At 38.5% G+C, this 26,920-nt stretch carries 27 protein-coding genes and 1 pseudogene; 4 read left to right on the forward strand and 24 right to left on the reverse strand.

The genetic code is table 11. The features are described from left to right. Positions 1 to 90 precede the first annotated feature (90 nt). Positions 91 to 1,008: a class I SAM-dependent methyltransferase gene (locus JNUCC41_RS04620; protein ID WP_192206582.1), complete on the forward strand. Its 918-nt coding sequence runs from the start codon at positions 91 to 93 to the stop codon at positions 1,006 to 1,008. A gap of 304 nt (positions 1,009 to 1,312) precedes the next feature. On the opposite strand, the gene JNUCC41_RS04625 is transcribed toward JNUCC41_RS04620, so the two are convergent. The 15 genes and pseudogenes from JNUCC41_RS04625 to JNUCC41_RS04695 form a co-directional block, all read right to left on the reverse strand. Continuing rightward, positions 1,313 to 1,777, reverse strand: coding sequence for a DUF8821 family protein (locus tag JNUCC41_RS04625; protein WP_192206583.1), 465 nt, complete (start codon positions 1,775 to 1,777; stop codon positions 1,313 to 1,315). A gap of 296 nt (positions 1,778 to 2,073) precedes the next feature. Then, positions 2,074 to 2,493: a VOC family protein gene (locus tag JNUCC41_RS04630; RefSeq protein WP_192206584.1), complete on the reverse strand. Its 420-nt coding sequence runs from the start codon at positions 2,491 to 2,493 to the stop codon at positions 2,074 to 2,076. 208 nt (positions 2,494 to 2,701) lie between these two features. Next, entirely contained in the window at positions 2,702 to 2,914 is a 213-nt protein-coding gene (locus JNUCC41_RS04635) for a hypothetical protein (RefSeq protein ID WP_192206585.1), read from the reverse strand. A 51-nt stretch (positions 2,915 to 2,965) separates the two neighbouring features. Continuing rightward, positions 2,966 to 3,040, reverse strand: a pseudogene (locus tag JNUCC41_RS27230) (DUF3953 domain-containing protein); the annotation flags it as partial. A gap of 308 nt (positions 3,041 to 3,348) precedes the next feature. Continuing rightward, a complete protein-coding gene (locus JNUCC41_RS04645) occupies positions 3,349 to 4,146 on the reverse strand; it encodes a fumarylacetoacetate hydrolase family protein (protein WP_076370456.1) in 798 nt (265 codons plus the stop codon). Between the two features lie 514 nt (positions 4,147 to 4,660). Beyond that, positions 4,661 to 5,302: a DUF4272 domain-containing protein gene (locus JNUCC41_RS04650; protein WP_192206586.1), complete on the reverse strand. Its 642-nt coding sequence runs from the start codon at positions 5,300 to 5,302 to the stop codon at positions 4,661 to 4,663. Positions 5,303 to 5,414: 112 nt separating this feature from the next. Next, positions 5,415 to 5,624, reverse strand: coding sequence for a hypothetical protein (locus JNUCC41_RS04655; RefSeq protein ID WP_192206587.1), 210 nt, complete (start codon positions 5,622 to 5,624; stop codon positions 5,415 to 5,417). Positions 5,625 to 5,834: 210 nt separating this feature from the next. Then, positions 5,835 to 6,491: an HAD family hydrolase gene (locus JNUCC41_RS04660; RefSeq protein WP_192206588.1), complete on the reverse strand. Its 657-nt coding sequence runs from the start codon at positions 6,489 to 6,491 to the stop codon at positions 5,835 to 5,837. A 176-nt stretch (positions 6,492 to 6,667) separates the two neighbouring features. Next, positions 6,668 to 7,375 carry a DNA alkylation repair protein gene (locus tag JNUCC41_RS04665; protein ID WP_192206589.1) on the reverse strand — a complete coding sequence of 236 codons (708 nt, stop codon included), beginning with the start codon at positions 7,373 to 7,375 and terminating at the stop codon, positions 6,668 to 6,670. Positions 7,376 to 7,827: 452 nt separating this feature from the next. Beyond that, positions 7,828 to 10,233 (reverse strand): collagen-like triple helix repeat-containing protein, encoded by a 2,406-nt coding sequence (locus JNUCC41_RS04670; protein WP_192206590.1) that lies wholly within the window; start codon positions 10,231 to 10,233, stop codon positions 7,828 to 7,830. 450 nt (positions 10,234 to 10,683) lie between these two features. Next, positions 10,684 to 11,772 (reverse strand): tetratricopeptide repeat-containing glycosyltransferase family 2 protein, encoded by a 1,089-nt coding sequence (locus JNUCC41_RS04675; protein ID WP_192206591.1) that lies wholly within the window; start codon positions 11,770 to 11,772, stop codon positions 10,684 to 10,686. 306 nt (positions 11,773 to 12,078) lie between these two features. Then, entirely contained in the window at positions 12,079 to 12,480 is a 402-nt protein-coding gene (locus JNUCC41_RS04680) for a DUF6157 family protein (protein ID WP_192206592.1), read from the reverse strand. A gap of 151 nt (positions 12,481 to 12,631) precedes the next feature. Then, positions 12,632 to 13,408: an SDR family oxidoreductase gene (locus JNUCC41_RS04685; protein WP_192206593.1), complete on the reverse strand. Its 777-nt coding sequence runs from the start codon at positions 13,406 to 13,408 to the stop codon at positions 12,632 to 12,634. Positions 13,409 to 13,503: 95 nt separating this feature from the next. Continuing rightward, positions 13,504 to 14,082 carry a hypothetical protein gene (locus JNUCC41_RS04690; protein WP_192206594.1) on the reverse strand — a complete coding sequence of 193 codons (579 nt, stop codon included), beginning with the start codon at positions 14,080 to 14,082 and terminating at the stop codon, positions 13,504 to 13,506. Positions 14,083 to 14,290: 208 nt separating this feature from the next. Next, positions 14,291 to 14,854, reverse strand: a complete 564-nt coding sequence (locus tag JNUCC41_RS04695) for an MOSC domain-containing protein (protein WP_192206595.1) — start codon at positions 14,852 to 14,854, stop codon at positions 14,291 to 14,293. A gap of 337 nt (positions 14,855 to 15,191) precedes the next feature. Here JNUCC41_RS04695 and JNUCC41_RS04700 point away from each other — a divergent pair, with 337 nt between their 5' ends. Then, positions 15,192 to 15,590, forward strand: coding sequence for a hypothetical protein (locus tag JNUCC41_RS04700; protein ID WP_192206596.1), 399 nt, complete (start codon positions 15,192 to 15,194; stop codon positions 15,588 to 15,590). Between the two features lie 535 nt (positions 15,591 to 16,125). Here JNUCC41_RS04700 and JNUCC41_RS04705 read toward each other — a convergent pair. The 8 genes from JNUCC41_RS04705 to uraD all read right to left on the reverse strand — a co-directional run bounded on the left by JNUCC41_RS04705 (position 16,126) and on the right by uraD (position 22,426). Further along, positions 16,126 to 16,293, reverse strand: coding sequence for a hypothetical protein (locus tag JNUCC41_RS04705; RefSeq protein ID WP_192206597.1), 168 nt, complete (start codon positions 16,291 to 16,293; stop codon positions 16,126 to 16,128). A 272-nt stretch (positions 16,294 to 16,565) separates the two neighbouring features. Beyond that, positions 16,566 to 17,471, reverse strand: coding sequence for a VanW family protein (locus tag JNUCC41_RS04710; RefSeq protein ID WP_192206598.1), 906 nt, complete (start codon positions 17,469 to 17,471; stop codon positions 16,566 to 16,568). A 58-nt stretch (positions 17,472 to 17,529) separates the two neighbouring features. Further along, positions 17,530 to 18,381, reverse strand: a complete 852-nt coding sequence (locus tag JNUCC41_RS04715; protein ID WP_192206599.1) for a hypothetical protein — start codon at positions 18,379 to 18,381, stop codon at positions 17,530 to 17,532. A gap of 263 nt (positions 18,382 to 18,644) precedes the next feature. Further along, positions 18,645 to 19,403: a carbon-nitrogen hydrolase family protein gene (locus JNUCC41_RS04720; RefSeq protein WP_192206600.1), complete on the reverse strand. Its 759-nt coding sequence runs from the start codon at positions 19,401 to 19,403 to the stop codon at positions 18,645 to 18,647. Between the two features lie 599 nt (positions 19,404 to 20,002). Further along, complete coding sequence (tpx, locus tag JNUCC41_RS04725) at positions 20,003 to 20,542, reverse strand: thiol peroxidase (RefSeq protein ID WP_192206601.1); 540 nt, start codon at positions 20,540 to 20,542, stop codon at positions 20,003 to 20,005. A 30-nt stretch (positions 20,543 to 20,572) separates the two neighbouring features. After that, the gene (gene uraH, locus JNUCC41_RS04730; protein ID WP_192206602.1) at positions 20,573 to 20,932 is read right to left on the reverse strand and encodes a hydroxyisourate hydrolase; all 360 of its coding nucleotides are present in this window, start codon (positions 20,930 to 20,932) and stop codon (positions 20,573 to 20,575) included. Continuing rightward, positions 20,932 to 21,915 carry a factor-independent urate hydroxylase gene (gene pucL, locus JNUCC41_RS04735; protein ID WP_192206603.1) on the reverse strand — a complete coding sequence of 328 codons (984 nt, stop codon included), beginning with the start codon at positions 21,913 to 21,915 and terminating at the stop codon, positions 20,932 to 20,934. Before pucL ends, uraH begins: the two co-directional genes overlap by 1 nt. A gap of 13 nt (positions 21,916 to 21,928) precedes the next feature. Continuing rightward, a complete protein-coding gene (gene uraD / locus JNUCC41_RS04740) occupies positions 21,929 to 22,426 on the reverse strand; it encodes a 2-oxo-4-hydroxy-4-carboxy-5-ureidoimidazoline decarboxylase (protein ID WP_192206604.1) in 498 nt (165 codons plus the stop codon). Positions 22,427 to 22,663: 237 nt separating this feature from the next. Between uraD and JNUCC41_RS04745 the strand changes: the two genes are divergently transcribed. After that, on the forward strand, positions 22,664 to 23,854 hold the full coding sequence (locus JNUCC41_RS04745; RefSeq protein WP_192206605.1) for a PucR family transcriptional regulator: 1,191 nt from the start codon (positions 22,664 to 22,666) through the stop codon (positions 23,852 to 23,854). 113 nt (positions 23,855 to 23,967) lie between these two features. Here JNUCC41_RS04745 and JNUCC41_RS04750 read toward each other — a convergent pair whose 3' ends face one another. Then, positions 23,968 to 25,155 (reverse strand): PucR family transcriptional regulator, encoded by a 1,188-nt coding sequence (locus JNUCC41_RS04750; protein WP_192206606.1) that lies wholly within the window; start codon positions 25,153 to 25,155, stop codon positions 23,968 to 23,970. Between the two features lie 246 nt (positions 25,156 to 25,401). On the opposite strand from JNUCC41_RS04750, the gene JNUCC41_RS04755 reads away from it, so the two are divergent. Further along, the gene (locus JNUCC41_RS04755) at positions 25,402 to 26,742 is read left to right on the forward strand and encodes a nucleobase:cation symporter-2 family protein (RefSeq protein ID WP_192206607.1); all 1,341 of its coding nucleotides are present in this window, start codon (positions 25,402 to 25,404) and stop codon (positions 26,740 to 26,742) included. The last annotated feature ends 178 nt before the right edge of the window (positions 26,743 to 26,920 follow it).

The raw sequence follows: 26,920 nt of genomic DNA on the forward strand, positions 1-26,920 counted from the left end.
TGCTATAATTTACAGTTAATTTTTTTATGTTTATAATAAGATTCTCCTGGCCAGGGGAATCTTATTTTTGTTATATGGGAGGATTAATGTATGAAGAAAAATGAATCAAGCTTAACTTCCTTAATATCAGCATTTGGTCGAGCATACCACAGTAAATATGACACACCCAAAATTTTTGATGATTTTATTGCAAAGGATTTAATTACCCAAAAAGAATTTGCAGATATTAGTGAGAACATGATTAAAGGAATTCAATTCTTTAATAATAAAGTTGCAAGGAAGTTTCAAGATCATCCAGATGAAATTTTAAAATGGATTATACAAGTTCAACTTTCTCCAACGCCTTTGGCACGTGCTGCCTATTGCGAAAATGTATTATTTCACGAAATGTCGCTAGGCGTTAAACAGTATGTCATTCTAGGAGCTGGATTAGATACCTTTTGTTTCAGACACCCAGAATTAAACGACAGTGTAGAAATATTTGAAGTTGATTATCCAGCCACACAAGACTTTAAAAAGATAAGGTTAGCAAATGCTGATTATCAAATTCCGGATAATCTTCATTTTGTTTCAATGGATTTCACCAAAGAATTCACTGTTCAAAATCTTGTTGAAGAAGGTTTTATGCCTAATGAAAAAACTTTGTTTAGTCTTTTAGGTGTTTCTTATTATTTAACAAAAGAGGAAAATGCCAACTTGATTAATAGATTATTTACCAAAGTTCCCTCAGGAAGTTCTATCGTTTTTGATTATGCAGACGACAAACTTTTTGAAGAAAAAGGAATGTCTAATCGAGTTCAAAATATGGTTCAAATGGCTTCAGCTAGTGGTGAGCCAATGAAATCATGTTTTACTTATGATGAAACGGAGAAAATGTTAGAAAACTCAGGTTTACTCATTTATGAACATTTATCACCTGTTACTATTAATAATGAATTCTTTCGTAGTCGTACAGACTATTTGTCTGCATTCGAAACGATTCATTACATCCATGCTGTAAAAAAATAATATTTCGGTTAATACCAGACTTACCTCCCAATCTCCCTATGATTGGGAGGTTGTACTTAACATTTAATTGTAAAAGAGAAAGAAACTGAAGAAAAGTATAAAACTGGATTGTCATCTTTATTAGCTTAGTTATTTTATCTGTTGGACCTTCAGTGAGTGCAGCACGATAGAAAGTGGAGAAGCAGCTAAGTTGGAGAAATTAATGATATTATTTCTCCATCCACTCATCCATATAGGCCTGATCTCAGCATAGATGAGACAGACCGCAATGGCCGGATTCCTCCACTTGCGCTTTCGCTTACCTTTAGTATTCTCCTTTAATTACAAAAAACGAGCCCCGAATTGTTCCAGCTAGTTTGGACTTCTGCCTAGCAAACTTAAACTTCCCTTCTAACTCCTTTGGTACCTCCATCCCCTCGGAAAGCTTAAAACCAACGGCCCGCTTCTTAGGGCCATCAACCGTATACATGACATTGACCTCAAGGCCATTCTCATAAAAGACGTAGGCAAATTTGATATTTTCCAATTGAAAACGCGAAGTTTCTAAAGGTTTGGCTGCAAACTCAATATCACGTTCTTCTTTCAAAATTCGGTTCACATAATCAAGCGTCTCCTGACTTTCGCTAGCTGCTACAACCGTAAATTCATGCTTGTATTTGTTCATAAAATACCGGGCTTCATTAGCACGTAAACCAGCAAGCGCTTCTACTACAGGTGAAGACTCTAAACCAACCGTAGACACATTTTTAAAATCAACGATATAGGACATTAACATCTCTCCTTTTCACTCTTTATTTGTAACAACAGGAATCCACATTTCACCAAAAACTAAGCCATTCTTCAAATTGTTTCTTTGGACGATACAAATTTTGGTCAAAGAAACATGCATATAGCCAAACTTCAAATTATTCTTCTCACCTGCCCAAATATTATACCAAAAATGATTCAAGAGAAAATATTGTTACATTTCAATCTGGATGCTCCGCATGACATTTCACGATAAAAGTATGCACAAGTTTCTTCATCAACTACGCACCCGTTAGTTCAACCAGAAAACATTCTTCTCTATTGCGAGATAAGGTATTTTTCTTTGAAAATTGGACTTAATTCACTCCATACATCAAATTTATTACCATCTAAATCGAAGAAAACAAAATTTTCCCCAGAATGTCCTCTATTTTCAATCGCACTAACTTTAATCTGTTTATGGCTAAAATCTCTATGTATAGCTTCTAAAGCATTAATTCCATTAACTTCAAAAGTTATAGAAAAACGCTCAACACCGTAAATATCATAGAAATTTGAGCTTTGATTTTCTTTAGATTTAACAAGGAAAATACTTTGGTTCGCAAAATTAAGAATTGCTTTGTCTTCGTCTTCATAGTTTAACTCTGCCCCCAATTTGTTTACATACCATTCAGAAGCAAGTTCTACATTTGAAACTGGGATATAAGTAGTTCCTACCCTTAATAATTTTTTATTCACCCTGTCTCCTCCTTTAATTACTTAAGTAAACTCATTCTCCACTTATATATCTTTCCCCTTTTAATTATCCATAATTACCCTTTTGCACATTCAACTACCCAGCCCCTTTAGTTCCATAAGAAAAAGAGCTGCCGAAGCAGCTCCCTTATTGAAGTAAAGCACCTGTTAGCTGAATAAAAAACACTTTATTCAACTAAACTCAAGTTTATTATTTCTGATATTTTGTATTTTGCATTGCCCACAAAACCCAAAAGGCCATAATTACATTAATAAATATTAAATTCAATGTCATTCTTTCATGAAAAACAATTGAAATAACATCATTAACAATTAAACTAACTAAAGTTAATAAAACACCTATTAATAATGCATGAATAGATAGTTTTAAAATCTTCACTTTTGAAAAGCTTAATAAATTCATTATTTTATCTCACTCCTTAAACGGCATCGTAAGCATATTTACTTACCAATATTACCAATAGCATCCCAAAACTTTTCTGTCTTTTTGAAGTTCTGCTAATCCCATCACCAAAATTAGTGCCCCAAGGAAAAATAAATAATACGGTTAACTCCAGTGTACGAGTTATTAGAATATAACCTGATAAAACAATAACCATTATTACTAAGATAATTCTAACCATTTTCAAGAATATATTTCCCTCTAAAAATTAGGTTCTATACAATTACTGTTTCTGTTTCAATCATACCATTTCACATCTTTTTATTTGTGTAAAAAATGGAAATTACTCATTAAACTAACTTACCCGATGCATAAAGAAAAAGAGCTGCCTTAAAAGACAGCTCCGACCTTTACTAACTATAAGCATTTGTGGTTATGAAGAATGCTGGCACACCTTACTGAACATCATTAGTTAAGCGACCGATGTTCTCGACTTCAACAACGACCTCATCCCCCGACTTGATCGGGCAGCTGCCAGATGGTGAACCCGTGGCCAGAATGTCACCTGGCTCCAGTGTCATTACCTGTGAAAGCCAGCTGATTAGAAACGGAATGCTTAGAGACATTTCATTGGTGTTTCCGTCCTGGACAACGCGGCCGTTTAAAGTGGTCACAATCCGCAAATTAGTGGGATCTACCCCGGTAACGATGCACGGTCCCAAAGGTCCGAACGTATCAAATCCTTTGCCCCGCGTAAACTGTGGATCCTTTTTTGTAAGATCTCTTGCTGTGACGTCATTAAATATCGTGCAACCGAACACATAATCAAGCGCATCTTCTTCTTTGATGTTTTTTCCGCGCTTTCCAATCACCAAGGCTACTTCCCCTTCAAGTTCAACTTGGTTGGATAGCTCGTTTGGCGGAAGGATAATTTTCTCCTTATCTGCAATAAGCGAAGATAACGGCTTTAAGAATAGAAATGGTTCTACAAGGTTCGCCTCTCCCCCTGTTTCCTTTGCATGACCTGCATATGTCCAGCCGAAATTAACAACTTTCGAAGGTTTTACAGGTTCCAGAATTTTTACGTCACTATATTTCAGCTCTACCCCGTCATACTTTATTTCCTTGTTGACAAGTTCAGCAAAACTGCTAGACAGTTGTAATATCATTTCATCCTCAACAATACCGTAATGTATATTGCCCTGTTGATTCTGATAGCGAACTATTTTTTGTGTTTTTTGTAGCACATGCATTATGAATAAACTCCTTTGATGATTAAGATTACCTCAGATAAAATAAAATCCGATTCTCCTATACTATAACATGTCTGTTCTTTTACGTGAAAAATGAGCTCTCGTCGCAAGCCTCTCTTCAACTGAACCGACCTTTAGTTCAATAAGATTAAATTATTTAACTATGTATTTTATGGAACCTACAATTTATTTATAATCTGTGTATTGCCTTATATAGGCTGCAATAAATTTTCCGATTGGCAGCCCTAGTAATACATTCCCATGAAATGCACACTTAATTTCATGCATACAATTGCAACTAATACACCTATTACATTCAAAATCTTGGTGCTTATTGATTATCTCAAAATATGAAAACTTTTGTACTGGTAATTCGTCCCTGTCCAGCTGACCTGCCTTGTTAGTGCCATAAGAAAAAGGCTGCCTCAGCTACCTTCCTTGTTTGAATTCATCACCCGTTAAAGTAAGTGGAAAATCCACTTTACCCCAAGGGAGCAAAAAAGTATTCGTGCTTTTATGTATCTGTACTTATTTCTTCCCATTCTTGATCCATATAATTTACTAGCCAATTAAGAGTGTAGTGTCTTTCATATACAACGCCTTCATCTAGAGATGATGGAACTTCCAAATGATTTATTTGGGCATCCCGTACCGCCCAATGTGCTCTATAAATAAAATCAAGGCTATCTAATATATCACTGGTTGGTTTTATAGAGGATTTATCAAGCAACTCTTTTTTCGAATGAAGAAAAACCGTCTCAAAAACATATTCAGCACTACACGTATTGGCTGGAACATCTATATCGGATATTAGATTTACAGACCAAAGCAGAAGCCAAATACATTCCAACTTCCAAGAGTACTGGATCAGCTCGTTCTGATTCAGATGTTTTTTCATTAAAAACTTTTTTTCTTCTTCTGTGAATAATTCGTTAGCATTATATCTATCAATAAATTCCTCAATTTTTTCTGGCGGAGCCTCCATAGCTTTCGCTGAGACTATCGCTAAAGGAATAATTCTGTTAATGATCTCTTCTTTTGTTCTAAGAGAAACTTCTTCTTCATTTTCCGTTAAGGGTAAATGTTTATTTATTGGTACCTTTAGGGTCTTTAATATTTTTTCGGACCTTTTTTTTCTATTTTTCGAACTTCGCATTCCGTACCTCACTATTAAGTAAATCCCTTCAGGAAATCCACATTCAGTCCCCTAAAATAAAAATAGTGCCAACTTCCATAAAGAAATCAGCACTTCGTTTATTCACTATCCGTTATCGTGCAACTTTAGGCGGTTGGCACACGTCACATTTACGTTGTTTATTATTTTTAAACTTCGTAAACGTTTTTTCAAAATTGCTACCACATGTACATTTAAATAGTAACTTTTGAGAAAAACCGTGATATTCCGTCGTTAGCAACTTACTTTCCGAATTGTTTTCAACAAATTCTTTAATTTTGCCAATCGTCCATTGTTTATTCAATCTCTTACACCTCCATATTTTATCGCTATGCGGAGGCTTTACTTGGCATCCGTCCAAAAACAGTAATTATCTTAAGTCATTCATTATAACATGCGCTGGCACTCAATAATACAGATGAATGTATCTTCTTAAACTATCCTGCCCCATTTGTTGCAAAAAGAAAAAGCTTCACCAACTCACCTTATTGCCTTACTTCCCCCATTGCTTTTGTCATTTAATTTTTTCTAAAACTGATTTCAATTCAACTAAGCTGTTAATGATGATATCTGCTTGCGCAAGCTCATTTTCTTGAGCAAAATCAAAATTACACCCTATCGCTACTAAACTATTATCTTTTGCTGCTTTAATATCTGATAAGCGATCACCAATTACAGCACCTTTTTCAACATTATATTTGTTCACTATTGCATGTACTAAATCTGACTTATTTTGAGATTGTATGTGTTGTATACTAAATGTTTCCGTAACCCAATTATCTAAATGATAATACTTTACGATTGCATTTAAATATTCTATTTGCCCATTGCTTGCTATGTATATTGCACAATCATTATCCTTTAAATGGCCAAAAACTTCCTTTACATACGGATATAAAGTACCATTACCTACATTAATATTAGTAATTAATTTCTCGTGGAATAATTCATTTGCTTGTTGTCTGATTTCACCCGAATGTTCAGGTAATAAGGTTTCCCATACAACTGGTAAAGGTACTCCCATAATTTCTCGATATTTTTCAATGGGCGTTTTTTGCTCCCACAAACTCAAATTCCTCAAATGATCAAATGTTTCTTGAAGGGATATTTCTAAAATTTTATCTGTTTGAAATAATGTACCATCCATATCAAAAATCAATGATTGTGTCATTTTCTTCCCCCTTTGAACTTCTATTAAACCTATAGAAAAAGGCTGCCTCGGCAACCTTCCTTATTGAAGTAAAGCACACATTAGTTTAAGAAGGATATTTTCGTGCATCCAATCAAAATCATCGATAAGGTATTAACCTTTTCACGATAGTTGATTCATATTGCGAGGCTAATTTTTTAACATCTTACATATTTGCGTTTAAAACCAAGCCTTCCTTTATCGACTTCTTTTTGAATACTTTCGTAAGCATTTAGAAAACTGTTTTTTTTCTTGTCCCGTTTGACTTCTACTATTCCTATTGCCTTTGCAGTCTCGACTGCCTTTTCATGGAGTGGCAAATATGAAATCCCCACGGTGTATAGAAAATTATTCATGGCGGATTTCGTTCGTTCTGGCGAATCGTGAATCGTATTCTTCACACTATCAAGCATATCGGAAATCTTGCTTTCTGAAAATTCAACGTCAAGCCGGTTCCCTAAAAGCCAGCAGTAGCAACTCCAGCCCGCCGACATTCTCAGCTCTTCACCGCTTGCGATCCATTTATCAGCAACTTCTTGTGCAATATCCGACTCTGCTAAAGTTACGGCCACTACAAAATCGGACAGCATATAAAAATACGCAGCATCCATCCAACGATCATAATCCGACTCAGTCATGGCTTTTGGATCTGCAATAATGCCTGCAAAGTACATAGCATCGTAGTTCCCCGTCGAATAAAGCTCTTCAGCTAAATGGTGACTTATTTTTATTTTCTTTGCGATTGGTTTCATAGCGCCTGTAGCCACGCCAAAAAGCGGCTCATGCGCACCATTGGATATGTATATTTTTTTAGTTCGTTCCTTGCCAAGGGCTTCAAGTTCCTGCATAACCATCTCTAAATTCATCGCTTAGCACTTCCTTCTTTTCGAAGTTTCCACCTAATATTTTGCCCATCAAATATATCACCATTATCCTATAACAAACTACCATTTGTCAGCTTGACCATCACATACCATTGTACTCAATCCACGTTCAGTACATCCAAAAAGTTTATGGCCTTATAACCCTTTTTAAAAAAAGGCTGTTTTCGCATACTTTGTTGCTATTTACCAAGTAAAGCGGTGTGGTTGATTGCCCCTCCAGATGCTCGCTTTCCGCGGGGCGGGCGGTGAGCCTCCTCGGCGTAAACGCCTGTGGGGTCTCACCTGTCCCGCTGCTCCCGCAGGAGTCTCGCACTTGCGCTCCAATCAACTTTAAATCGTTTCGTTTTAAAAACAACAATCTTTACGAAAAGAGCCTAAAAAAGGCCATACCCTTAGTTTAAAGGAATATGGCTGGTAATATAGAGTTACTTTCATTATGGAAAGCGTATTGCGTTAATATCGGCATTTATAGCACTTGAAGAGGTTACATTTGATGCTACTGTATAAGCGATTCTAACTTCATATGTTGAAGTTCCAGTAATAGCGGCAGTATTCACATTAGTAGATGCAACAGGAAATCTTGACGTACCTGCAGCAGTTATACTTCTTTGAACGGAACGTGTATCAACTAAAGTCCCATTACGATATAGCCTAGTTTGAAAGGTGAAATTTGAGTTGGCCGTTGTGACCACATCAATTGATACCGCATAGTCCACTTTAACGTTCTGGCCAATAATAGTTGGTACATTCATTGTAACCACTGACGTTTCGGTTCCAGTAGTTGTGAGAGCGACTGGACCATCCACTTCTGCAAAAGTTAATTGAGGAGTTGCTCCGGTTGCTCCGGTGGCTCCCGTGGCTCCTGCGGCCCCTGTTGCACCCGTTACTCCGGTGGATCCTGCGGCCCCTGTTGCTCCCGTCGCTCCTGTTGCTCCTGCGGCTCCGGTGGTTCCTGTTGCACCCGTTGATCCCGTGGCTCCTACGGCCCCGGTGGTTCCTGTTGCACCCGTTGATCCCGTCACTCCCGCGGCTCCGGTGGTTCCTGTTGCACCCGTTGATCCCATGGCTCCTACGGCTCCGGTGGTTCCTGTTGCTCCCGTCGCTCCTGCTGTTCCGGTGGTTCCTGTTGCTCCGGTGGATCCTGCGGCTCCGGTGGTTCCTGTTGCTCCTGTTGCTCCTGTTGCTCCCGTCGCTCCTGCTGTTCCGGTGGTTCCTGTTGCTCCGGTGGATCCTGTTGCACCCGTGGCTCCTGTCGCACCCGTGGCTCCGGTGGTTCCTGTTGCACCCGTTGATCCCGTCACTCCCGCGGCTCCGGTGGATCCTGTTGCACCCGTTGATCCCGTCACTCCCGCGGCTCCGGTGGATCCTGTTGCACCCGTTGATCCCGTCGCTCCTGCGGCTCCGGTGGATCCTGTTGATCCCGTGGCTCCTGCGGCTCCTGTGGATCCTGCTGCTCCGGTGGTTCCTGTTGCACCCGTGGATCCCGTGGATCCCGTGGCTCCTGGATCTCCGGTGGCTCCCGTTACTCCGGTTGCTCCCGTGGATCCTGCGGCTCCTGTTGCTCCCGTTACTCCGGTGGATCCTGTTGCTCCCGTCGCTCCTGTTGCTCCGGTGGATCCTGTTGCACCCGTTGATCCCGTCGCTCCTGTTGCTCCGGTGGATCCTGTTGCTCCTGTGGCTCCTGCTGCTCCGGTGGATCCTGTTGCTCCCGTTGATCCCGTCACTCCCGCGGCTCCGGTGGCTCCTGTCGCACCCGTTGATCCCGTCGCTCCGGTGGCTCCGGTGGCTCCTGTCGCACCCGTTGATCCCGTGGCTCCGGTGGCTCCCGTGGATCCTGCGGCCCCTGTTGCACCCGTTACTCCGGTTGCTCCTGGATCTCCCGTCGCTCCCGTGACTCCTGTGGCTCCTGTTGCACCCGTCGCTCCTGTGGCTCCCGTGGCCCCTTGATCTCCCGTCGCACCTGTTGCACCCGTTACTCCCGGATCTCCCGTCGCTCCCGTTACTCCGGTGGATCCTGCTGCTCCGGTGGATCCTGTTGCTCCCGTTGATCCTGTTGCTCCCGTTGATCCCGTCTCTCCTGCGGCTCCTGTTGCTCCGGTGGATCCTGTCGCACCCGTGGCTCCTGCGGCGCCTGTTGCTCCCGTTACTCCGGTTGCTCCTGCCGCACCTGGATCTCCCGTCGCTCCCGTGGATCCTGTTGCTCCTGGATCTCCCATGGCTCCCGTTACTCCTGTGGCTCCTGTCGCTCCTGTTGCTCCTGGATTTCCTGTCGCACCCGTTGATCCCGTCGCACCCGTTGCTCCTGTTGCTCCTGGATTTCCCGTGGCTCCCGTGGCTCCTGTCGCTCCCGTGGCTCCTGTTGCTCCTGGATTTCCCGTTGCGCCTGTAATTCCACTAGCTGACGCATTAAAGCTCTCTGGGCCAACACGCGTTACATCTGTATCAGCTGAACCAGTAATGTTACGAACAAAAGCTGTATATACTAAAAGTCCTGAACCTTTTGGGACATTGTAATCTGAAGCTGAAAATGCGTACTCTTGAGATCCGACCTCAGAGCCATTAAGAACCATAGTCTTAATACCGGAAAAAATTATATTAGCATTAGGATTGGTCCCTCTAACAATTTTAATTTCAACAAAATGTACAGGAACACTTGCTTCCGGATTTACTTTTAAGGTGATGATCCCGTCAAATTGAACCCGAATCATTGAAGTGGGATTTGCTTCGCTAACATTAAGGCCAACTTGTCCAAATAATTGATAAGCAGACGAAGTGGGAATGTTAATGGAGTTGGCATAGGAAGCATTTTGAGATGTTCTTCCATCAAAGAATTCTGGCATACTTTGTTTCACCCTCTAAATGAATTTATTTTTCAAAATACTAGGTGTTGGCGTAAGAACCTTATAGTACTTTATGAAATTTGCAACAACAGTGAAACGGCACAAACCCTTTATCGTTGTTAAATATCCAGTGTTCTACAAAAAAGGTATAATATCAGCCTGTATTTTTTCTTTAATCTAAGGGTAATCAATATTTTGATAGTGCTCTTCTCCCCCCTTAAATGAATAAGGGGATTTTTCTGGGATTTCTGTAAAGCAAAAAAACTGAAACCCACATTAAGCAGTTTCAGTTTCCATAAGTTCTCGAACGATTAAAACCTTAAGCAGACGTGTTTCTTCTTTTTCCAGTATTCTGAATGGCAAGTGGAATCCACTCAATTTTACGTTTAAAAGATCCAAATTTAACTTTTCGAGAAGCAAAAAAAAGCTAATCCCTTGGCGTTCAAGGGATTAGCTTTTTTCCTTTTGTTCGATACTCTGAAAGTAACTGCGGTTATAGAGGACAGAAGGGTGATCAGGCAAGTATTCAGCAGCCAACTCATTATGTCTTTTTGATTCTTCTAACTTGCCGATACGGTCAAAACATACGCAAAGCTGAATATGCGGCAGCCATGTATAACAATTCCGCTCGATAAAGGGGCTTTTTGTTTCTGGTATTTCTATTTGTGTCGCTAGATTATACCAGAATATGGAGGGTTCATATTCATGCTGCTCCATATGGATGTATCCGAGCCGACAGCAGATTTCCCCTCTTGGTGTATCGTACTCGAAAGACTTTAAACAGCTCTGGACTGCTGAACTCCATTCTTTTAATTGAATATGGCAGTCTGCCAACTTGCCGCATGCTTGAATGTTATCCTCACTCCATCCTTTACCCTCATCAAGAAATTTACGATACCACTTGATGGCATCATCATATAAACCATGGTCTTTGCATTCATTTGCATAGTAATATTTGTCGCGCGGTGAAAAATCAATTCCTGATTGAAGGGCCTTGTTGTAAATTCGCAAATTACGATCATTAAAGCTTTTTTCCTTTTTATGATGTATGGCAATATCCGATTGAAATGTGTGTCCGGTTACTTCAAGATACTCATGAACGAATCCTATCCATTGGAAGTTCTTTTCCCGTTTTACGAGCCGGTTCCGCCTGGAACTGAAGCTGGGGTTTCCATTCCCATCAAAAGATAGATGATAAAACATCATGACAGAATCGAAGTGAGGTGGAAGCTCTTTTTTCAGGGTTGAAAATTTCTCCTTATTTTCTTCTGTTAAAATATCATCCGCATCAAGCCAGAATATATAGTCTTTTGTCGCTTTAGAAAAAGCGAAGTTTCTCGCAGCCGAAAAGTCATCTATCCATTCAAAATCATAAACATGATCAGTGAAGGTTGAGGCAATTTGTTTTGTGTTATCTTTTGATCCTGTATCAATGATAATAATTTCATCAACTAGTTCCCTAACTGAAGCAAGACAGTTAGAAAGTGACTCTTCTTCATCCCTTACAATCATGCATAAACTAATTGAAATCCCGCCCATTAAATCACCTCCAGTAACAGCATATTAGATTCTGCCTGTAATAATGTCTGGAGATAGGGGAAGTATGTTTGAATTAATTCAAGACATGACAAGGAAAATCGCAAGTGCAGGAAATTTAAGATCATTTTTTGCAAACACATCTTTTGTTACCGTTCCGTTGCTGAAGGACTCTAATTTATTAGTAAACACCAAATATATATCTAGCATTTTCATTTAATGAACTCAACTCAGAAGTTATCTTTCCTAATTCCAGTTTTTCAGGTGTACTAGCTCAATTGCTAATCAACTAACCTGCCCTGTTAGTTTTTATTTTCTTTTGGAACGCATCCCTTTAAGTTTTGTAATGTCGACTTGATTCAGCAATTGGTTATACCTTTCACTTTTAGCATCATATATGGCAATTTTTCCTTGATTATTATAATGAATTCCCCACCCATAATTTTTCACTAACGGAGAAGCCCTGAAGCAAGCTTTGGATTTTGAAAAGAACCGTTCTCGAAGTTCCGCTGCATTTTCCTCTTCTATTTGATTCTTGATTAAGTATGTTTTGAATTGTACGTCTTCTTGTGTAAATTTATATGGGTTATTATTAATTAATTCATGCTCAATATAAGCAATTGTGGGTTTTTCGTTTTTGATGACAGGTACCTTTGCTGAAGTAACTTTTGAATCCTCTGAAATGGTAATAAGTGTGTTCTTATAACTCATATAACAACCTCCTTATTTAGCAGCGTGTTTTTTATATACCATATTATACCATCCGGCACATCCGGTATCCCGATCCGTTATTTACATAAAAAGGCTGCCTCAGCAACCTTTTTTTATTGAAGATATCTGAACAAAGAAGATTTAGTTTAATTTACCTTTTAAATCCACCTTCTGCATGAATAACCTGCCCTGTAATCCAATCTGCTTCATCGCTCACTAAAAACTTAATAGTTTTTGCAACATCCCTCGGTTTTCCTATTCTGCCGAAAGGAAACATCGGTTTTAATTTACTTTGTATTTCCTCTGTCATCCAACCTGTATCAGTTGGACCTGGGTTTATTGCATTAACCGTTATTCCTAAAGGGGCGAGTTCAGCCGACAAAGTGATGGTTAGAGCATCAACTGCTCCTTTTGTTGTTGCATATGCTAATTCGCCGGGCATCGGTCCTTTTGACTGACCTGATGTAATGTTGATAATTCTTCCGCCTGATTTCTTATCAAACCTTTGAGCAAATTTACTGCTTAATAGTGTCGTTGCACGAACATTTACCATGTAATGTTTATCCAATTCTTCGGCAGTCAAATTTGAAAAATCGTTGTTAGTTGAGTATGCTGCGTTATTAATCAAGATATCAGGATAACCAAGTTGTTCAGAAACTTCATTTATAAGTTGTTCAGGTGCATCATATGAAGTTAAATCCAACTCCATACATGATACCTTAACCCCCTTTTTTATTAATTCTTCTTTTAATTTCATGGGCTCATCTGATTCAATACTCCAAGGCATTTTTTTATCATATGCCGTCCAATAAGTAAAAAATATATCGTAACCCGTTTCAGCTAACTCCTTACAAATAGCAGCCCCAATCCCCTTAAGCCGGCTTACTCCCGTAATAATGGCAATTTTCCCTTTTACTTGGCCCATCATAATCCTCCATTTCAACAGTAAATTTAAGTTATACTTGCCCTTTTGCCGCATAAAGAAAAAGCTATCTTAATGACAGCTCCAATCTTTAGCTAACGTTAGTTTTTAAGGTTATTCAGGTCAAATCTTGCTATTTCTTGATTTTCAATTGTTACAACTAAAAAAGCATCCAATGCATGCCTCTTAAGTTCATCTAATTTATCTTTTGAAGGTACAAGTAGTGGAACTTGGGAATTTTCTTCACTTACACCTAAATCGTAGTTAAGAGTATACTCACCCTTTTCGTCAGGCTTAAGAACTGATAAAAAGGAATGACCGAACCCTACACCACTCGCGTTATACTCTTCGGGATCATAAATATTGAAGCCTATCACGTCTTCTGACATCGCTCTCAATTCGTCTTTAGGCTCAATCTTAAGTTCAATTCCTTTATCAACTTCTTCAATACCAGCTGTTTTATTACCTGTATTTTTAATGGTGAACTTATAAAATAAAGCTGTCGGGACCAGCTCATCCCCCTTTCTTTCTCCTTCAGTTATCCCAATTGAACCAAGTAAACTTTTATCTTTAACAATATCAACATCCACATCCACTAGTTCTATAGAAGGATTTGATGAACAGGCTGATAAAAAGGATAAAACAATAAATAGGCTAATAAAAAGAAAACATTTCCTCAAGTAATCACCTCTAATTTAACGATACCATAATTTTCCTATTATTCAAACGGATTTCTTGTTGAATTTTATTGCCCCTTACTTTCTTTAAAAATGATTAATTTCATCAATACATAAGAAAAAGGCTGCCTCAGCAACCCCTAATAGAAATAAAGCAACCAGTTAAGTTTGTTTTGTCTTACTGAAAATAAAAACGGCTCTTTTGAAAATCTCATACCCTTTCAAGAGGTGTATGAGGTAAAGGTGGTAATTGAATTCTAACCACGTCCCCTGGGTGAACCTCACCGCTTTCCAAAACTATGCTCATTATTCCTGCTTTACGTATCAAGTTCCCATGCTTATCCCGGTCTAAAACAGCATTCATCAATCCTGATTTAAATTGATCGATTTGGGCACATGGATTTCGTAAGCCTGTTACTTTAATAACCGCTGTTTCCCCAATATATAGTAACGAATCCTTCGGTAATTCAAGCAGATCGATACCTTTTGTAGTGATATTTTCACCCATTTGACCAGCTTTAACATTAAACCTATCTTTCAATTCATCTAATAATTCTGAGTGTATTAGGTGAACTTGCCGCAGGTTAGGTTGATTCGGGTTAGCCGCTACACGTGAACGATGCTTTACGGTTTTACCTAAATGGGCATCTCCTTCAACGCCCAAACCTTTCAATAGCTTTATACTAGTGCAATTATCCTTACTGAATGTGTGTTTATCACTTTTACTAACAGCTATTACTACTCCACTGGCCGAGCCGATTTTTTCGTCATTCATTTCATTCATCTCCCCCTTATTCTTATAGTTTGGTATATTTGTTCAAATATCCTGCCCAGTTAGTTTCATAATAAAAAGGCTGCCGCAGCAACCTCCATTAGTTAGCTCAATAAGAACCTTATTTAACTTCTACCTATTTACATCAATGACCTGTTGAATAATTTCCATGCTTTTAAGATCCTTTGGACGGAGTGTCCTTCCTGTTCCTTGTTCGTAAACTTAAATACGATGGCCGAATGGAAGCACGGATAAGATAAAGGAAGGGAATTTAGTATATTTGTACAAGCATGTTTTTTTTTCATCTCATATATATAGTAGATAAAGGAGTGATATATATATGAAATCTTGTCAAAATATATTATGCCGCCATAACCCATTCTGCGGCCATAATTCATTCAGCGAGGATAAATCATTCTGCTGTGATAAATCCATCTGCTGTCATAAAGGAATGGATAAGAGTCATAAAACAACATTACAGCCAATCGGACAAGCATGTCAGACTCGACGAGAAATAAGTGAGTTTTTAAGGACTTCTATCATAGGTTCAATCATTGGATTCACTACAACCGCTGAACCATTTACACCTATATTTGTAGAGTTACGAAGTTTTGATGCTGTTACCGGACAAATGATAGTTAATGACAGGGCAATGGGTAATTTCACCATTAACCTTTCATCCATTTGTTCCGTTAAAACAATTTGTTCCGTTACAACGCCACGGATATTTAATGTTTAAAAAGACTTTATAGAGGAAACTCCCCAAAGTGAGATGGGGGTCAGGAAGTTCCAAATTCCTACACATACTGAAACCCTTTCACATTCTCCCCTATTCCATGTAGGTTAAAAAAGACAATTATTTAATTAATTGTCTTTTTTCTCTGTTGTACTGTCATACATGCATCGCCCCCTTCTATTTCGTGGGGATCTCTACTGATAAATGGGACTAGTCTATGTTTTACTTCATTCCAAATATGTTTACTGAAACTAATTCACCTTACTTAGAAAAACCATCTACTAGTAAAGTTGCCCAGATAGTTAAAAATATAGTTATTACCTTTTTATGATTCTAGCAATCTTGAAAATTCCAAAGCCACAAAGAATCAAGATACCCATTATTATCATTGGTACTAAAATATTAAATGACATTAAATCATCTCCCTTGAAATTATGCAAATTCTTATATCCATATAATACCACATCAAAAACATCTACTTATTCAGCTAAACTGCAAAAGCCGCCTTAAGCTATAGCACACAACATGCTTATGTGTTTTATTTTCCCCCTAAATCTTTGATATGCTGTTTTATTTCTTTAAGTTCGGACCTTAAATCCTTAACTTCTTTGGAATTGTCAATCCCACTACTAATGGCATATTGAACAACAAAAAAGAAAATAACTAAACCAACAAAGCCGTAAAAAATTGAAAATATAATCTCCATAATTTTAGCTCTCCCAATAAAATTCATTAATTCAATGGTACCATAAATTGGTAACAGTGATTGAACTTTTAACAAACCTCTTATTCAACTAATCAAAAGCATGTTCAACAGAGCCAGTTTTAAAGTAAAAAGTTCGTAAAAGTGTACTTTTACGAACAGGTTTTCCTCGTTTTACCGACATTATTTTTAATGGAATATTGTATTAATGGGGCAGTATCTTTCTTTTAGTGAGGATTGTCTACGGACAGAACGTGCTTGCGTTTACTTATTAATCACACCGAAATTTCTTTTGATATGTGTTTTGAAGCATTGGGAACTTTTCGGGCCTCATAATTAATCATATCTGAAGAATACACCGCGATGCTCACAATTCCTCCTTGGGTTGTAGCTCGTAGGAGGATAGGTTGATTGTACTTATTTTTAAAGCTAAAATCAGGACCATCCCAGCTTACTGTAGCATCCCGGCCAGATGGAACATAAGGAACGCTCCTAGTATGGGAATAGCGTTGAATGGTTTGCAATCCTGCATTGTCGATCGCGTTAAACAGGGTGGATGACACCTGACAGATCCCTCCACCGATCCCTTCAGAAAACTCTCCTTCGACTATAACCCGAGCGAGCATATATCCTTTGTCTCCTGTCCTCTTGCCAACGGCTTGGTTAAAAGAAAACGTCTCTCCTGGAAACACGACATAATTATTAATGGCTTTTGTTGCAAGCAAGATATTATTTGAACGATTTTTATTGTTCTTATTAAAATAGGTTCTATATTCACCTATTTTTTTAACACGTATCTGAGCAAGCAATTCGATGTCAACTTTTGGATAAGTGGCAAGTAAAGGCACTTCCATTTTGTATGCTTTACTACTATACAAAAAGGAATAAAATTGCTCATTAAACGCCTGATGATAAAGTTTATAACCTACCTGCCCAGGTAGAATATTACCATATTTATCGATAGTGGCATTTACAGGTTTTTGGTACACTTGGCGGTCTAGTTTTTCGATAAACCGATTGTATTTATCCAAGTCCACCATAGGAACATTTAGTGAGGGCATAGTAACATCAGCACGGTTGACAGTGGCAATGGTTTGCCCGTGTTGAGTTACCGATAAGCTTTCAGAGATATTCACTTGTTGAACGAATAGTAAAATTCCGGCAATCCATGTTAATCTCATTTGAATGCACCCCCACACTAATATATTAATCATTGCATGTATCCCTTACTTCACAATCTTATTTTAAGTCTTCATGGAGCGAATCTTGATCAATGAACCAGCGATCAGTCAAACTTTCCCTTCGGATCATAAAATGCATAACCTTATTTTCTTTGCCTTCTCTCTTCTTATAAATTGCTACTTGAACGGGTACATCCACGAGAAATAGCCCATTTAGTTGTTCCGGCGGTTGTCTTAAAGGGTCAACCACTCCAAAATATGTAATATCTTCAACAAGTTTATTGACACTTTTATGTCCAGGATTTGATAAGGTCATTGCTAATAATTTCTGATTTCCTTGATTAACGGCAATGGTAAAAATGCGTATAAGTTCATAGGGACTGACCGTTTGTATATAATCATCAAGCTTGCCAGCCGCTTTCAATACCATTAATTTATGAGAAAGATCTTCGTTTTTCAAACGATGCGTAATGCTTCCAGAGAAATGAACACAGAAATGACCTGAAAAACCATTTTGAAGAGCACCGGCACCATGTGGCATTCCGTGCATGGATGCAGCAATCATTTGATTATTAATCAATACAATAATGGCTCTTCTATTCCAACTCCATTTATTATTATAAATTTTCTTCATGATTTGCGTATCTTCTTTGGTTAGTGGCTGTACATCCGCATGATGGCTGCCTGCTCTTCGCTGAACCTTAAATGATAAACCAGTTTCAATATCAATAACGGTGAAAATAGTTTTATTAGGAATAATGTTGTTCACGATCTCCCAAGGTAACATCTCAATTTTAAAGCTTATTGGACCTTCTTCATCTTCCCATTCCGTTGCATGGACCGGGTGATCGACCATTAAGACAAGTATAAAAATAGCGATAATCACTTGATAAAATTTATGGTTTTTCATTTGGTATCTCCCGCATTTTTTTCTTATTATTTCAGAACATAATCAGTTGAATACCTTTGAAAAATTGGAAATTAAACTCCTACTTGTTACACAGGGTTTGGGGGAATCATAAAAAGACCCAAAAAAAACCCCTAGGCGGCCAAAGAGGTTTCTCCATTTATGCATTGTAACAAAGTTTTTTCATTTTCCTGTTCCTTCATGAATGTACTAACGCAACCTTTAATTGAACATGAGTGCCGTGTATGTTGTAAATTAAGTTCTCATTATATGTAATCGATGTCGAAATAAGGGGATATTAATTCCATGCTTTGTAAATCCCATTCAAAGGTAAGTATCGCTGATTGTTTTGATTTATGTGCTAGGAGAGGTACACCATTTTTTATGATCATACTTTCTGCATCCCAAAAACGGACAGTTTCGTCTTCGCCAGTACGATTACAGACAATTACAGGCAATCCTGTTTCTAATGACCTTTGTTCCCATTCTCCCTCTGGACCATGTAATCCGGGACCCCAGGAAGATGGTGCAATTAATATTTTTGCTCCTTTTTCAAATAAGTTGTTAGCAATTTCTTTGTGATATGCGTCAGCACATATCATAATACCAACGTCGACATTGTCTGTTTTTATTGGCTCTATTACATCCCCGGAAGCTGACCAATCATCAATAACACTGATTTTTCTCTGTTTCCCTAATAAATGACCGTTTTTATCTATGACAAACACAGAATTATACAGCTCTCCGTTACTGCCTTTTTCGGGGCAGCCTAAAAATACAGTGCTTTTCAAATTCTTTAGTTTACGGCTCATATCACTCATCCAAGCATCAGGCTGCCTGTTAATCCATCCGGTGCCAATCTTATGATTGAATTGAAGTCCGCTGACACATAGTTCGGGTGTTATAATCCATTCGGCATTTTTATTTGATGCAATATGAATGGCTTGTTCAATTAGTTTTTGGTTATACTCCACATCACCAGCGATAGGCAATAGGTGTAATAAAGCTATTTTTATTTTCCCCATAGTAATCTCCCAAACATCAACTTATTTTAATGGCCATGCTTGCCATGATTGTAGCATAGACATTGATTGGCCTGTTAGACTAATCTTCCTCGATAGATTTTGCCATTCGCTGATGTGGAATATATCACACATTTACTACAAAATTCTCCGTTGCAGGGGCTGTTTGTTGTATCATCAAGAAATTGAAGTGGAAGGAGTAGAGATGATGGTTTTTGGATGTTAAACAGGAGTTTATACTTATACGTATTTCTATTTCAGGTGTTTTTAGCGTCGTTATGTTAGTAAGTGAAAAACATAAAAAGGGCACTCCCTCAAAAAAAGGAAGCGCTTCCATGTTATCTAAAGCTATTGGACTTTCATTATATCACGAGTTACTATTCAAATAAAAGGAATTAATGATAAATTTAGTTATTTTTATTATATTTTCACATTCGAAAAAGGCTTGGGTAAAAGTACTTTTCTCCTTTTGCATTAATGAAATCACGGGAAAACTGCTCCAATTTAATTCAGTATCCTCAAAAGACCGTCCAGTTTTTGTGAATCGGACGGTCTTACGAATAATAGAATGAAATTTTAATATCCTTCGTGAGGGAATATATTCATTTAGCTGTACCTGCTTTATTTATCACTTCCTTCGCTGCCTGCAATGCGGATTCATAATCTGGGTGATCCGTGACTTCGGGTACATATTCCACATACTTAATAGTTCCTTCTTGATTTATTACAAATACTGCCCTGCATTCCAGTCGTTGTTCTTTCATATACGTTCCATATGCAGTACCAAATGACAAATCAAAATGGTCGGAGAGAATGGTTATAGCTTCCACATTACTCTCTTTACACCATCTTGCTTGAGCAAAGGGAAGGTCTGCGCTGATGGCCAACACTGCTACATCATCACCCATTTTGCTTGCTTCTTCATTTAAGAGCTTTGTTTGTAAATCACATACACCCGTATCAAGCGAAGGAACAGTCGTGATGATGCATGTCTTATTTTTATAGTCTGTTAAATGTGCTTTAAGACGGTCGTTTGTTAATAGTGCAAAGTCAGGGGCCTTATCCCCTACCCTTAGTTCAGGACCAATTAAGGTCACTGGATTACCGCCTAAAGTCACTGCACCAGTACGCTCATATGCCAAATTAAACCCTCCAACTCCCTTACTAATTTACTAACTTCCTCGGTAGGTGCTATATCCTCCTGGAGCAACAAGCAGAGGAACATGATAATGTTCTTCATTACTTCTTATTCCAAAGCGAAGTGGGACCTTATTTAAAAATGGCCTTAAATAAGGATCATTCGCTCCATCATTGAAATATTCCCCAACATAAAAGACAAGCTCATACTCCCCTGGTTTGAGATCATTCCCTTGAAGTAGCGGATCATCCACTCTCCCATCATTGTTTGTACAGACTTCTTTAATGAAAGAATGGTCTCCCTGTTCTGCTATGGCCCAGAGTTCTATCTTCATCCCTTTTGCCGGCAGGCCTTTAGACAGGTCTAAAACATGCGTGGTCAGCTTACTGTCCATTATCGGGAAACCCCTACAGTTGAATCGGCTGCCTTTTTTTGTTTAACGTCTTCTTGTGTAACGACAAAGCCTTGGAAGCCAAACGGAGGACGAGGTTCCTGATAAACACTTCCTTCTGAATTTGGAATAGTATCTACAACTGTTTCCCAGGTACGATTATTGGTTTTAAATTGAACATTTGCCAGCTGAGGGAAACGTTCCAGAATCCTGATGCCAATATGATAAATGAGCTGCTGAATCGAACGGTTATTCAGTTCATGGAACACTGTGTTTGCAATATCACTAATTTGTTCTGCTGCTACATATTTTTCTGGATTTGCTCCAGTGGCATCCTCCCAGCGGCTATATTCCCAATCGAAATCCAAGTAGATAAATAGTGGACGATCTTGAGCTTCTGGCAGTGTGGTGTATTCATCTTGAATAAATCCATAAAAAGAGCTTCCTTTAACCTTGATTAACTGGACATCAACTATTCCACTTGAATGCTTGACGATTTTGCTTCCAGTAGGTGTCCTTTTCACTTCGATTGTAGTGGTAGCCCTCTCATTTCTGGAACACCGAAACACAACATCACTATTTTCATGTCCTTCCCCTTTTGGAACAAGTACATGATCGAAGGGAACTTCATTTGCTGTCAATTCCACTGCATCTATGTGGCTATACTTATCAAGGAAGACTTCACATAAGAACTTTAAAAATCCTTCCGCCGTATTTCCTTGATAATTGGCGGCCTGGCGATGAATGATGTTTTTCATGGAATCCGTTGCAATCACCAAGCTATTATCTCCTTCCGTAAAAGAAGATAAGAAAGCTTCCCCTTTCAAAGAAATCTGGCAATTAAATCCAAAAATAGTGTTATCTCTTTCTGTGAAAGCTGATTCCGGTATTTTCCTCAAACCTGTAAGAGGTTGTACAAAAGTCCTATATACAAATACATCCCCTTTACCGTAATACATCGTTCTGTTTTCATTTTGAACTGTCATATTATTCCTCCTCCTATTTAATAAAATCAGATAACCTGTGGCTAGCAATTAAGTGGATTTGCTTGATCGCTTCCTTAAGTTCATTTGCCTGATCCAAACCAATCCTTCTTTTCATCTCTGCCTTTATCAACGTTTTATCGCTGCCACGGACAGCAAATATGAACGGAAATCCAAACTTTTCTTTATACTGATTATTTAACGCATGAAATTCTTCATATTCATCCGGAGAAAGCGAATTCAAACCGGCTTCGGATTGTTCTTTAACTGATGCTTCAGCCATATCAATCCGGGCTGCCAAGTCCGGGTGAGACTTGATTAATTGGAGCTGTTCCGATAATGAGGCATTCTGCACAACTATTTCCATTTTCTCTTTTAGGTCATCTAAGGAAATGAATGGCTGGTAATCCCATGAACGCTCTGCTATCCATGGAGAATGTTCATATACCCAACCTAACTTTTGGATGAATTCCACCTTGTTCAACTCATTTATGCTATTAAGGTCAGATATCAATGCGGGCCCTCCCTTCTTCAGATTATTTTTATAATTCAAAACATTCTTAACTTAATTGAATTATATACGTGCGCTTATTTATAGGTCATTAGCTGAAAAAGCTAATATTTTTCCATCCCCTTTGTGCTTACCGCACTCACCTTTAAAGAACAGGCTATCCTAATAGCTCAGCTTCAGTTGCCAATATTCAAAAAATTGGTTAAATTAGAGAAAAAGGCACAGCGAAGGGGACCTATCATGCATTTAACGATGACTGATGCATTAAAATTACCACAGATCAAACAATGCCAAGTGGTTGCTGGCATTCAGGGACTTAATAGAGAAATAGAATCCATCAATAGCTTTGATGCTCCTGATGTGCTTTCCTGGCTGAAGCCAAATGAATTGATTCTAACAACAGGATACTTATTTCAAGATAATCCGCAACAATTAGACCAATTCGTAATCGAATTAGCAAAAATGAATTGTTCAGGATTGTTCATCAAACAGGAGGAAATTCCGCAAACTACCATCAGCATCGCCAATATGGCCAATTTGCCTATTCTCAGAATCCCCACTGAGTTTTCGCTATCAGATATCATGTCTCCCCTACTTCGTGAAATTGTAACGAGACAGAATGAACAAAAAGAGTCGGGTTATAGTATTGAAGATATTTCAGGAGATGGTGCCGAAAATATAAGTTACGGGACTTTAGGGATGACGGAGGTCAAATCCAGCTTCCCTCAAATTACTGGAGGATACATATGTACTGTTTTACCTTTAACGCTGCAATGGAATCAAAGGAATGATTCCATTGATTATAAACAGCTTATCAAGACAATTGAAACATTAACCGAGCAATATAAAATCGATAAGCTCATAAGGAATATCAAGGGCAGTCTAGTTATCATTTATCTGGATACCATCCCCCTAGGGAACACCCACTTTCATTCACAAGTCACCCAGATAAGCCAACAAATTATCTCCACTTTATCTAAACACCTGCCAATGGAACTTACGCTGGGAGTCGGTAACTATCATACAGGTATTAATAACCTAGCTAATAGCTTACAGGAAGCTTTACAATCTATTGATTTGGGAAAACGATTGAACCCAGGAAAGGAAATTTACAGCTACAAAGAATTAATAATATTTAAAATTTTGCAGTATGCTCCCAAAAATATGCTCATGGATATTGTTACAGGTAATTTAGCACCGCTGAAGGACCATGACGATGAAACCCAGTCTGACCTTATCAAAACCTTGGAGGCATATTTACAATGCAATCTTCGACCTGCTGAAACGGCCAGAAAAATGGGGGTACATCGAAACACTATCCATTTTCGAATAAAAAGCATAAAAAAACTATTGGGAATGGACTTAAGCAATGATGATCTGTTCACTTTAAAACTTGCCCTATATGCCAAACGTCTACTGGATGACCGATAAGAAATAGTCCATACCATATGAAAAACTGCCAGAGAAACCCAATTCCCTGGCAGTTTTTTTTCTTAATTCAGTAACACTTGATTCCCGATTCCTTCAAATCCTGCTTCCTTTACCTAGTCATGTAATAATAACTTCGCAGCTTTTATACTAAACTGCAATTTAAAAGCAATATCCCTCGATTTTAAATCAACTCCCAATAAGTCCTCAATTCTAGACAAACGGAACTTTACAGTATTTCGATGAACATACAAAGCGCGTGCCGCATCTTCTATTCTCCCTCTTGAAAATAGATATGTTTCCAGCGTTTTTAACAACTCCCCCTCATTTTCCCTATCATATACAATAATCGGTTGAATCATGGATAGCACGTATTGGGTTAATGCATCCTTAGGGATTTGATTTATTAAATCTTCAACTTCAATGCTTGCGTAATCATTGATAGTAGTCGGGTTGACCCTCGAGCCAAGTTGAATAGCCTTTTTAGCTTCAATATACCCTTCTTTCATATTGTAGATTTCTTTTTTCACCTTGCTTAAACCCATGGATAGTGAAGTGCCAGGATTATCTTCGGATATAAGACCTTCTAAAACGCCGGCAATTCTTTGAGCCTGCAGAAGTAGGTGTTCATCAGTCACCATTCCTTTTCCTTGTAGGATAATCAATTGACCATCGAAGTCGATATTCCAATACTTAAAATCTTTTTTTTCCGTTTGGTTTAATTTCTCCAACATTCTACCAATTGGAAAGAATGAATCCCCTTCTTCTTTCGTTTCATTTATTAAGAGCAGAATATATGGCCTATCGGGATTAAAGCCAAATTCCTGTAATTGGGGGATAAAAGATGAACTCCTATTTTCCCCATTCAAAAGAGAATGAAAAACTTCAAAACTTCCTTTTCCATTGTTTTTCACTTTTTCCTTATTAACAAGTTCATATGTAAAGCTGAATAATAAGTCGGATAAAGGCATTTCATAAGGAATCTCCAATAATGGGAAATTGTGCTTGTTCGCTTCTTCTACCATTCCAGGAGGGATCGTAGAAAGAAACCTCTTAATCTTGATAGCTAACCCAGCACTTCCTCTTTTCGACAATTCCCTAACAAGATTGATTTGAGCATTCAGGTCATCTTTAAACACATAACCAGTTGTCAGTAGGAGTTCCCCTCGTTTAATCCATGATATATCCGGATGATCCATTATACTTACTGAATTAATTACCCGAGCTAACCCTTGATTTCCTCCAATAACTTCCACTTGGTTTAGGGCAGGAAGCTTCAAAGCTTTTTCGATCGTTAAATACATATTTCTCCCCCTATTCTTCTTAATTATAAACAGAATGAACTTAAAAGAATATTCATATTTTTCCAAAAAATAGTCTTGATTTAGCATTAGGGCGGTGATAATATAAAAACAGATTAATTTTGTAAATGCTGTTTCTTAATAAGCAACAATAAAACCAACCATAGAGAAGCGTTTATAAAACACAAGGAGGCGATTTCATTAAATCAACATAATTAGAAGGCTCTTACTAATTAAAAGGGGGCAATCATGGAAAATTTGAGCAAAGTAAACACGCTATTGTTAGGTTTACAGCATGTTTGTGTAATGTATGGAGGAGCGGTGGCTGTGCCACTAATCGTCGGTCCTGCAATCGGCTTGACACAGGAACAGATCATATACCTGATCTCGTTTGATTTACTCGCATGTGGGATAGTCACCTTGCTTCAAGTTATTGGCGGTAAAGGATTTGGTATAAGGTTACCGGCCTTAATGGCTGTTTCTTTTATCGTGGTTGAGCCAGTAATAGCTATAGGAACAGTCCATAGTATAACCGGGGTTTTAGGAGCAGTTATGGTATCTGGATTAATTGTTGCTATTTTATCAGGAGTAATTGGTAAATTAATACCCTTTTTCCCACCAATTGTTGCAGGGTCCGTCATTTTAATTATAGGCGTATCATTAATGCCAGTTGCCATGAAAAATGCAGCGGGTGGAAGCGGTTCCCCCACCTTTGGAGATCCTATGAATCTAATGCTAGCTTGTTTTACACTACTTTGTTTCCTTCTGTTGAATACACTTACTAAAGGTTTCTTGAAAGCGGTTTCAGTTCTTTTCGCCATGGTTCTTGGTACTATATTGGCTGGTTTCTTAGGTATGGTCGATACCTCTGGATTTACAGAGGCCAGCTGGTTTACAATGGTGACTCCTTTCTATTTTGGGGTACCCACCTTCGACTTTTCATCTATTATCACTATGACAATCATATCTTTAATCATTGCTGTTGAAAGCATAGGCGTCTTTTTGACTCTCGGGGAAGTATGCGGGAAGGAAATAACCGAAAAAGATGTGGAAAAGGGGCTCCGGGCAGAAGGAATTGGGAGCTTCATAAGTGGTATCTTCAACTCTTTTAACCATTCTACCTTCTCACAAAATGTTGGCTTGGTCCTGCTGACAAAGGTAACTCAGCGCTCGGTAGTAGTCACGGCAGGTTGTATTCTAATCATTCTAGCTTTTGTGCCTAAGGTTGCCGGTCTTACGACGATGATCCCTTTACCCGTTCTGGGTGGGGCTATGATACCAATGTTTGGAATGCTTCTATCTGCAGCTTTGGGGATGGTAGCCAAAGCTGATTTGAGCAAACCTTCCAATCAATTGACGATTGCACTTGGAATAGGAGTCGGTCTAGCAATCAAGGGGGTCCCTGAAGCATTTGATAAATTCCCTGAAACAGTCCAATTAATATGTGGAAATGGAGTAGTAATGGGTACAATAACTCTAGTTGTGTTAAATGCCATCCTGAATGGAAAATCAAATCCATCGATTACACACCATCATTCCATACCCGATATTCAACCAAGTATAAGCCAGAATATTAATATACACCCTTAGAAAATAGCGGACAAGGCAAGTCTCTAAGGGTGTATAGTTGGCTAAATTCTCCAACACTTTTAATTATAACCTTATTCAGATAATTTTCAAACAAATAATGCAAGCACCTTGTAACAGCCTATTTAATAGGTAAGCAAGGTGCTTTTTTTCACTCAATTTCAGGGTAAAGCCTGATGGC

The organism is Brevibacillus sp. JNUCC-41 (assembly GCF_014844095.1).
Taxonomy (GTDB): domain Bacteria; phylum Bacillota; class Bacilli; order Bacillales; family DSM-1321; genus Peribacillus; species Peribacillus aracenensis.

Bases quoted from the DNA above. Each gene is read 5' to 3' on its own strand.
- JNUCC41_RS04715 (WP_192206599.1), bottom strand. From the start codon at position 18,381: ATGAAAAACCATAAATTTTATCAAGTGATTATCGCTATTTTTATACTT.
- uraH (WP_192206602.1), bottom strand. From the start codon at position 20,932: ATGGACAGTAAGCTGACCACGCATGTTTTAGACCTGTCTAAAGGCCTG.
- JNUCC41_RS04660 (WP_192206588.1), bottom strand. From the start codon at position 6,491: ATGACACAATCATTGATTTTTGATATGGATGGTACATTATTTCAAACA.
- pucL (WP_192206603.1), bottom strand. From the start codon at position 21,915: ATGACAGTTCAAAATGAAAACAGAACGATGTATTACGGTAAAGGGGAT.
- JNUCC41_RS04680 (WP_192206592.1), bottom strand. From the start codon at position 12,480: ATGAGTTATAAGAACACACTTATTACCATTTCAGAGGATTCAAAAGTT.
- JNUCC41_RS04755 (WP_192206607.1), top strand. From the start codon at position 25,402: ATGGAAAATTTGAGCAAAGTAAACACGCTATTGTTAGGTTTACAGCAT.
- JNUCC41_RS04625 (WP_192206583.1), bottom strand. From the start codon at position 1,777: ATGTCCTATATCGTTGATTTTAAAAATGTGTCTACGGTTGGTTTAGAG.
- JNUCC41_RS04745 (WP_192206605.1), top strand. From the start codon at position 22,664: ATGCATTTAACGATGACTGATGCATTAAAATTACCACAGATCAAACAA.
- JNUCC41_RS04705 (WP_192206597.1), bottom strand. From the start codon at position 16,293: ATGGAGATTATATTTTCAATTTTTTACGGCTTTGTTGGTTTAGTTATT.
- JNUCC41_RS04670 (WP_192206590.1), bottom strand. From the start codon at position 10,233: ATGCCAGAATTCTTTGATGGAAGAACATCTCAAAATGCTTCCTATGCC.
- JNUCC41_RS04710 (WP_192206598.1), bottom strand. From the start codon at position 17,471: ATGAGATTAACATGGATTGCCGGAATTTTACTATTCGTTCAACAAGTG.
- JNUCC41_RS04675 (WP_192206591.1), bottom strand. From the start codon at position 11,772: ATGGGCGGGATTTCAATTAGTTTATGCATGATTGTAAGGGATGAAGAA.
- JNUCC41_RS04750 (WP_192206606.1), bottom strand. From the start codon at position 25,155: ATGTATTTAACGATCGAAAAAGCTTTGAAGCTTCCTGCCCTAAACCAA.
- JNUCC41_RS04665 (WP_192206589.1), bottom strand. From the start codon at position 7,375: ATGAATTTAGAGATGGTTATGCAGGAACTTGAAGCCCTTGGCAAGGAA.
- JNUCC41_RS04720 (WP_192206600.1), bottom strand. From the start codon at position 19,403: ATGGGGAAAATAAAAATAGCTTTATTACACCTATTGCCTATCGCTGGT.
- JNUCC41_RS04700 (WP_192206596.1), top strand. From the start codon at position 15,192: ATGAAATCTTGTCAAAATATATTATGCCGCCATAACCCATTCTGCGGC.
- JNUCC41_RS04635 (WP_192206585.1), bottom strand. From the start codon at position 2,914: ATGAATTTATTAAGCTTTTCAAAAGTGAAGATTTTAAAACTATCTATT.
- JNUCC41_RS04685 (WP_192206593.1), bottom strand. From the start codon at position 13,408: ATGATGGGCCAAGTAAAAGGGAAAATTGCCATTATTACGGGAGTAAGC.
- JNUCC41_RS04650 (WP_192206586.1), bottom strand. From the start codon at position 5,302: ATGCGAAGTTCGAAAAATAGAAAAAAAAGGTCCGAAAAAATATTAAAG.
- JNUCC41_RS04620 (WP_192206582.1), top strand. From the start codon at position 91: ATGAAGAAAAATGAATCAAGCTTAACTTCCTTAATATCAGCATTTGGT.
- JNUCC41_RS04645 (WP_076370456.1), bottom strand. From the start codon at position 4,146: ATGCATGTGCTACAAAAAACACAAAAAATAGTTCGCTATCAGAATCAA.
- JNUCC41_RS04695 (WP_192206595.1), bottom strand. From the start codon at position 14,854: ATGAATGACGAAAAAATCGGCTCGGCCAGTGGAGTAGTAATAGCTGTT.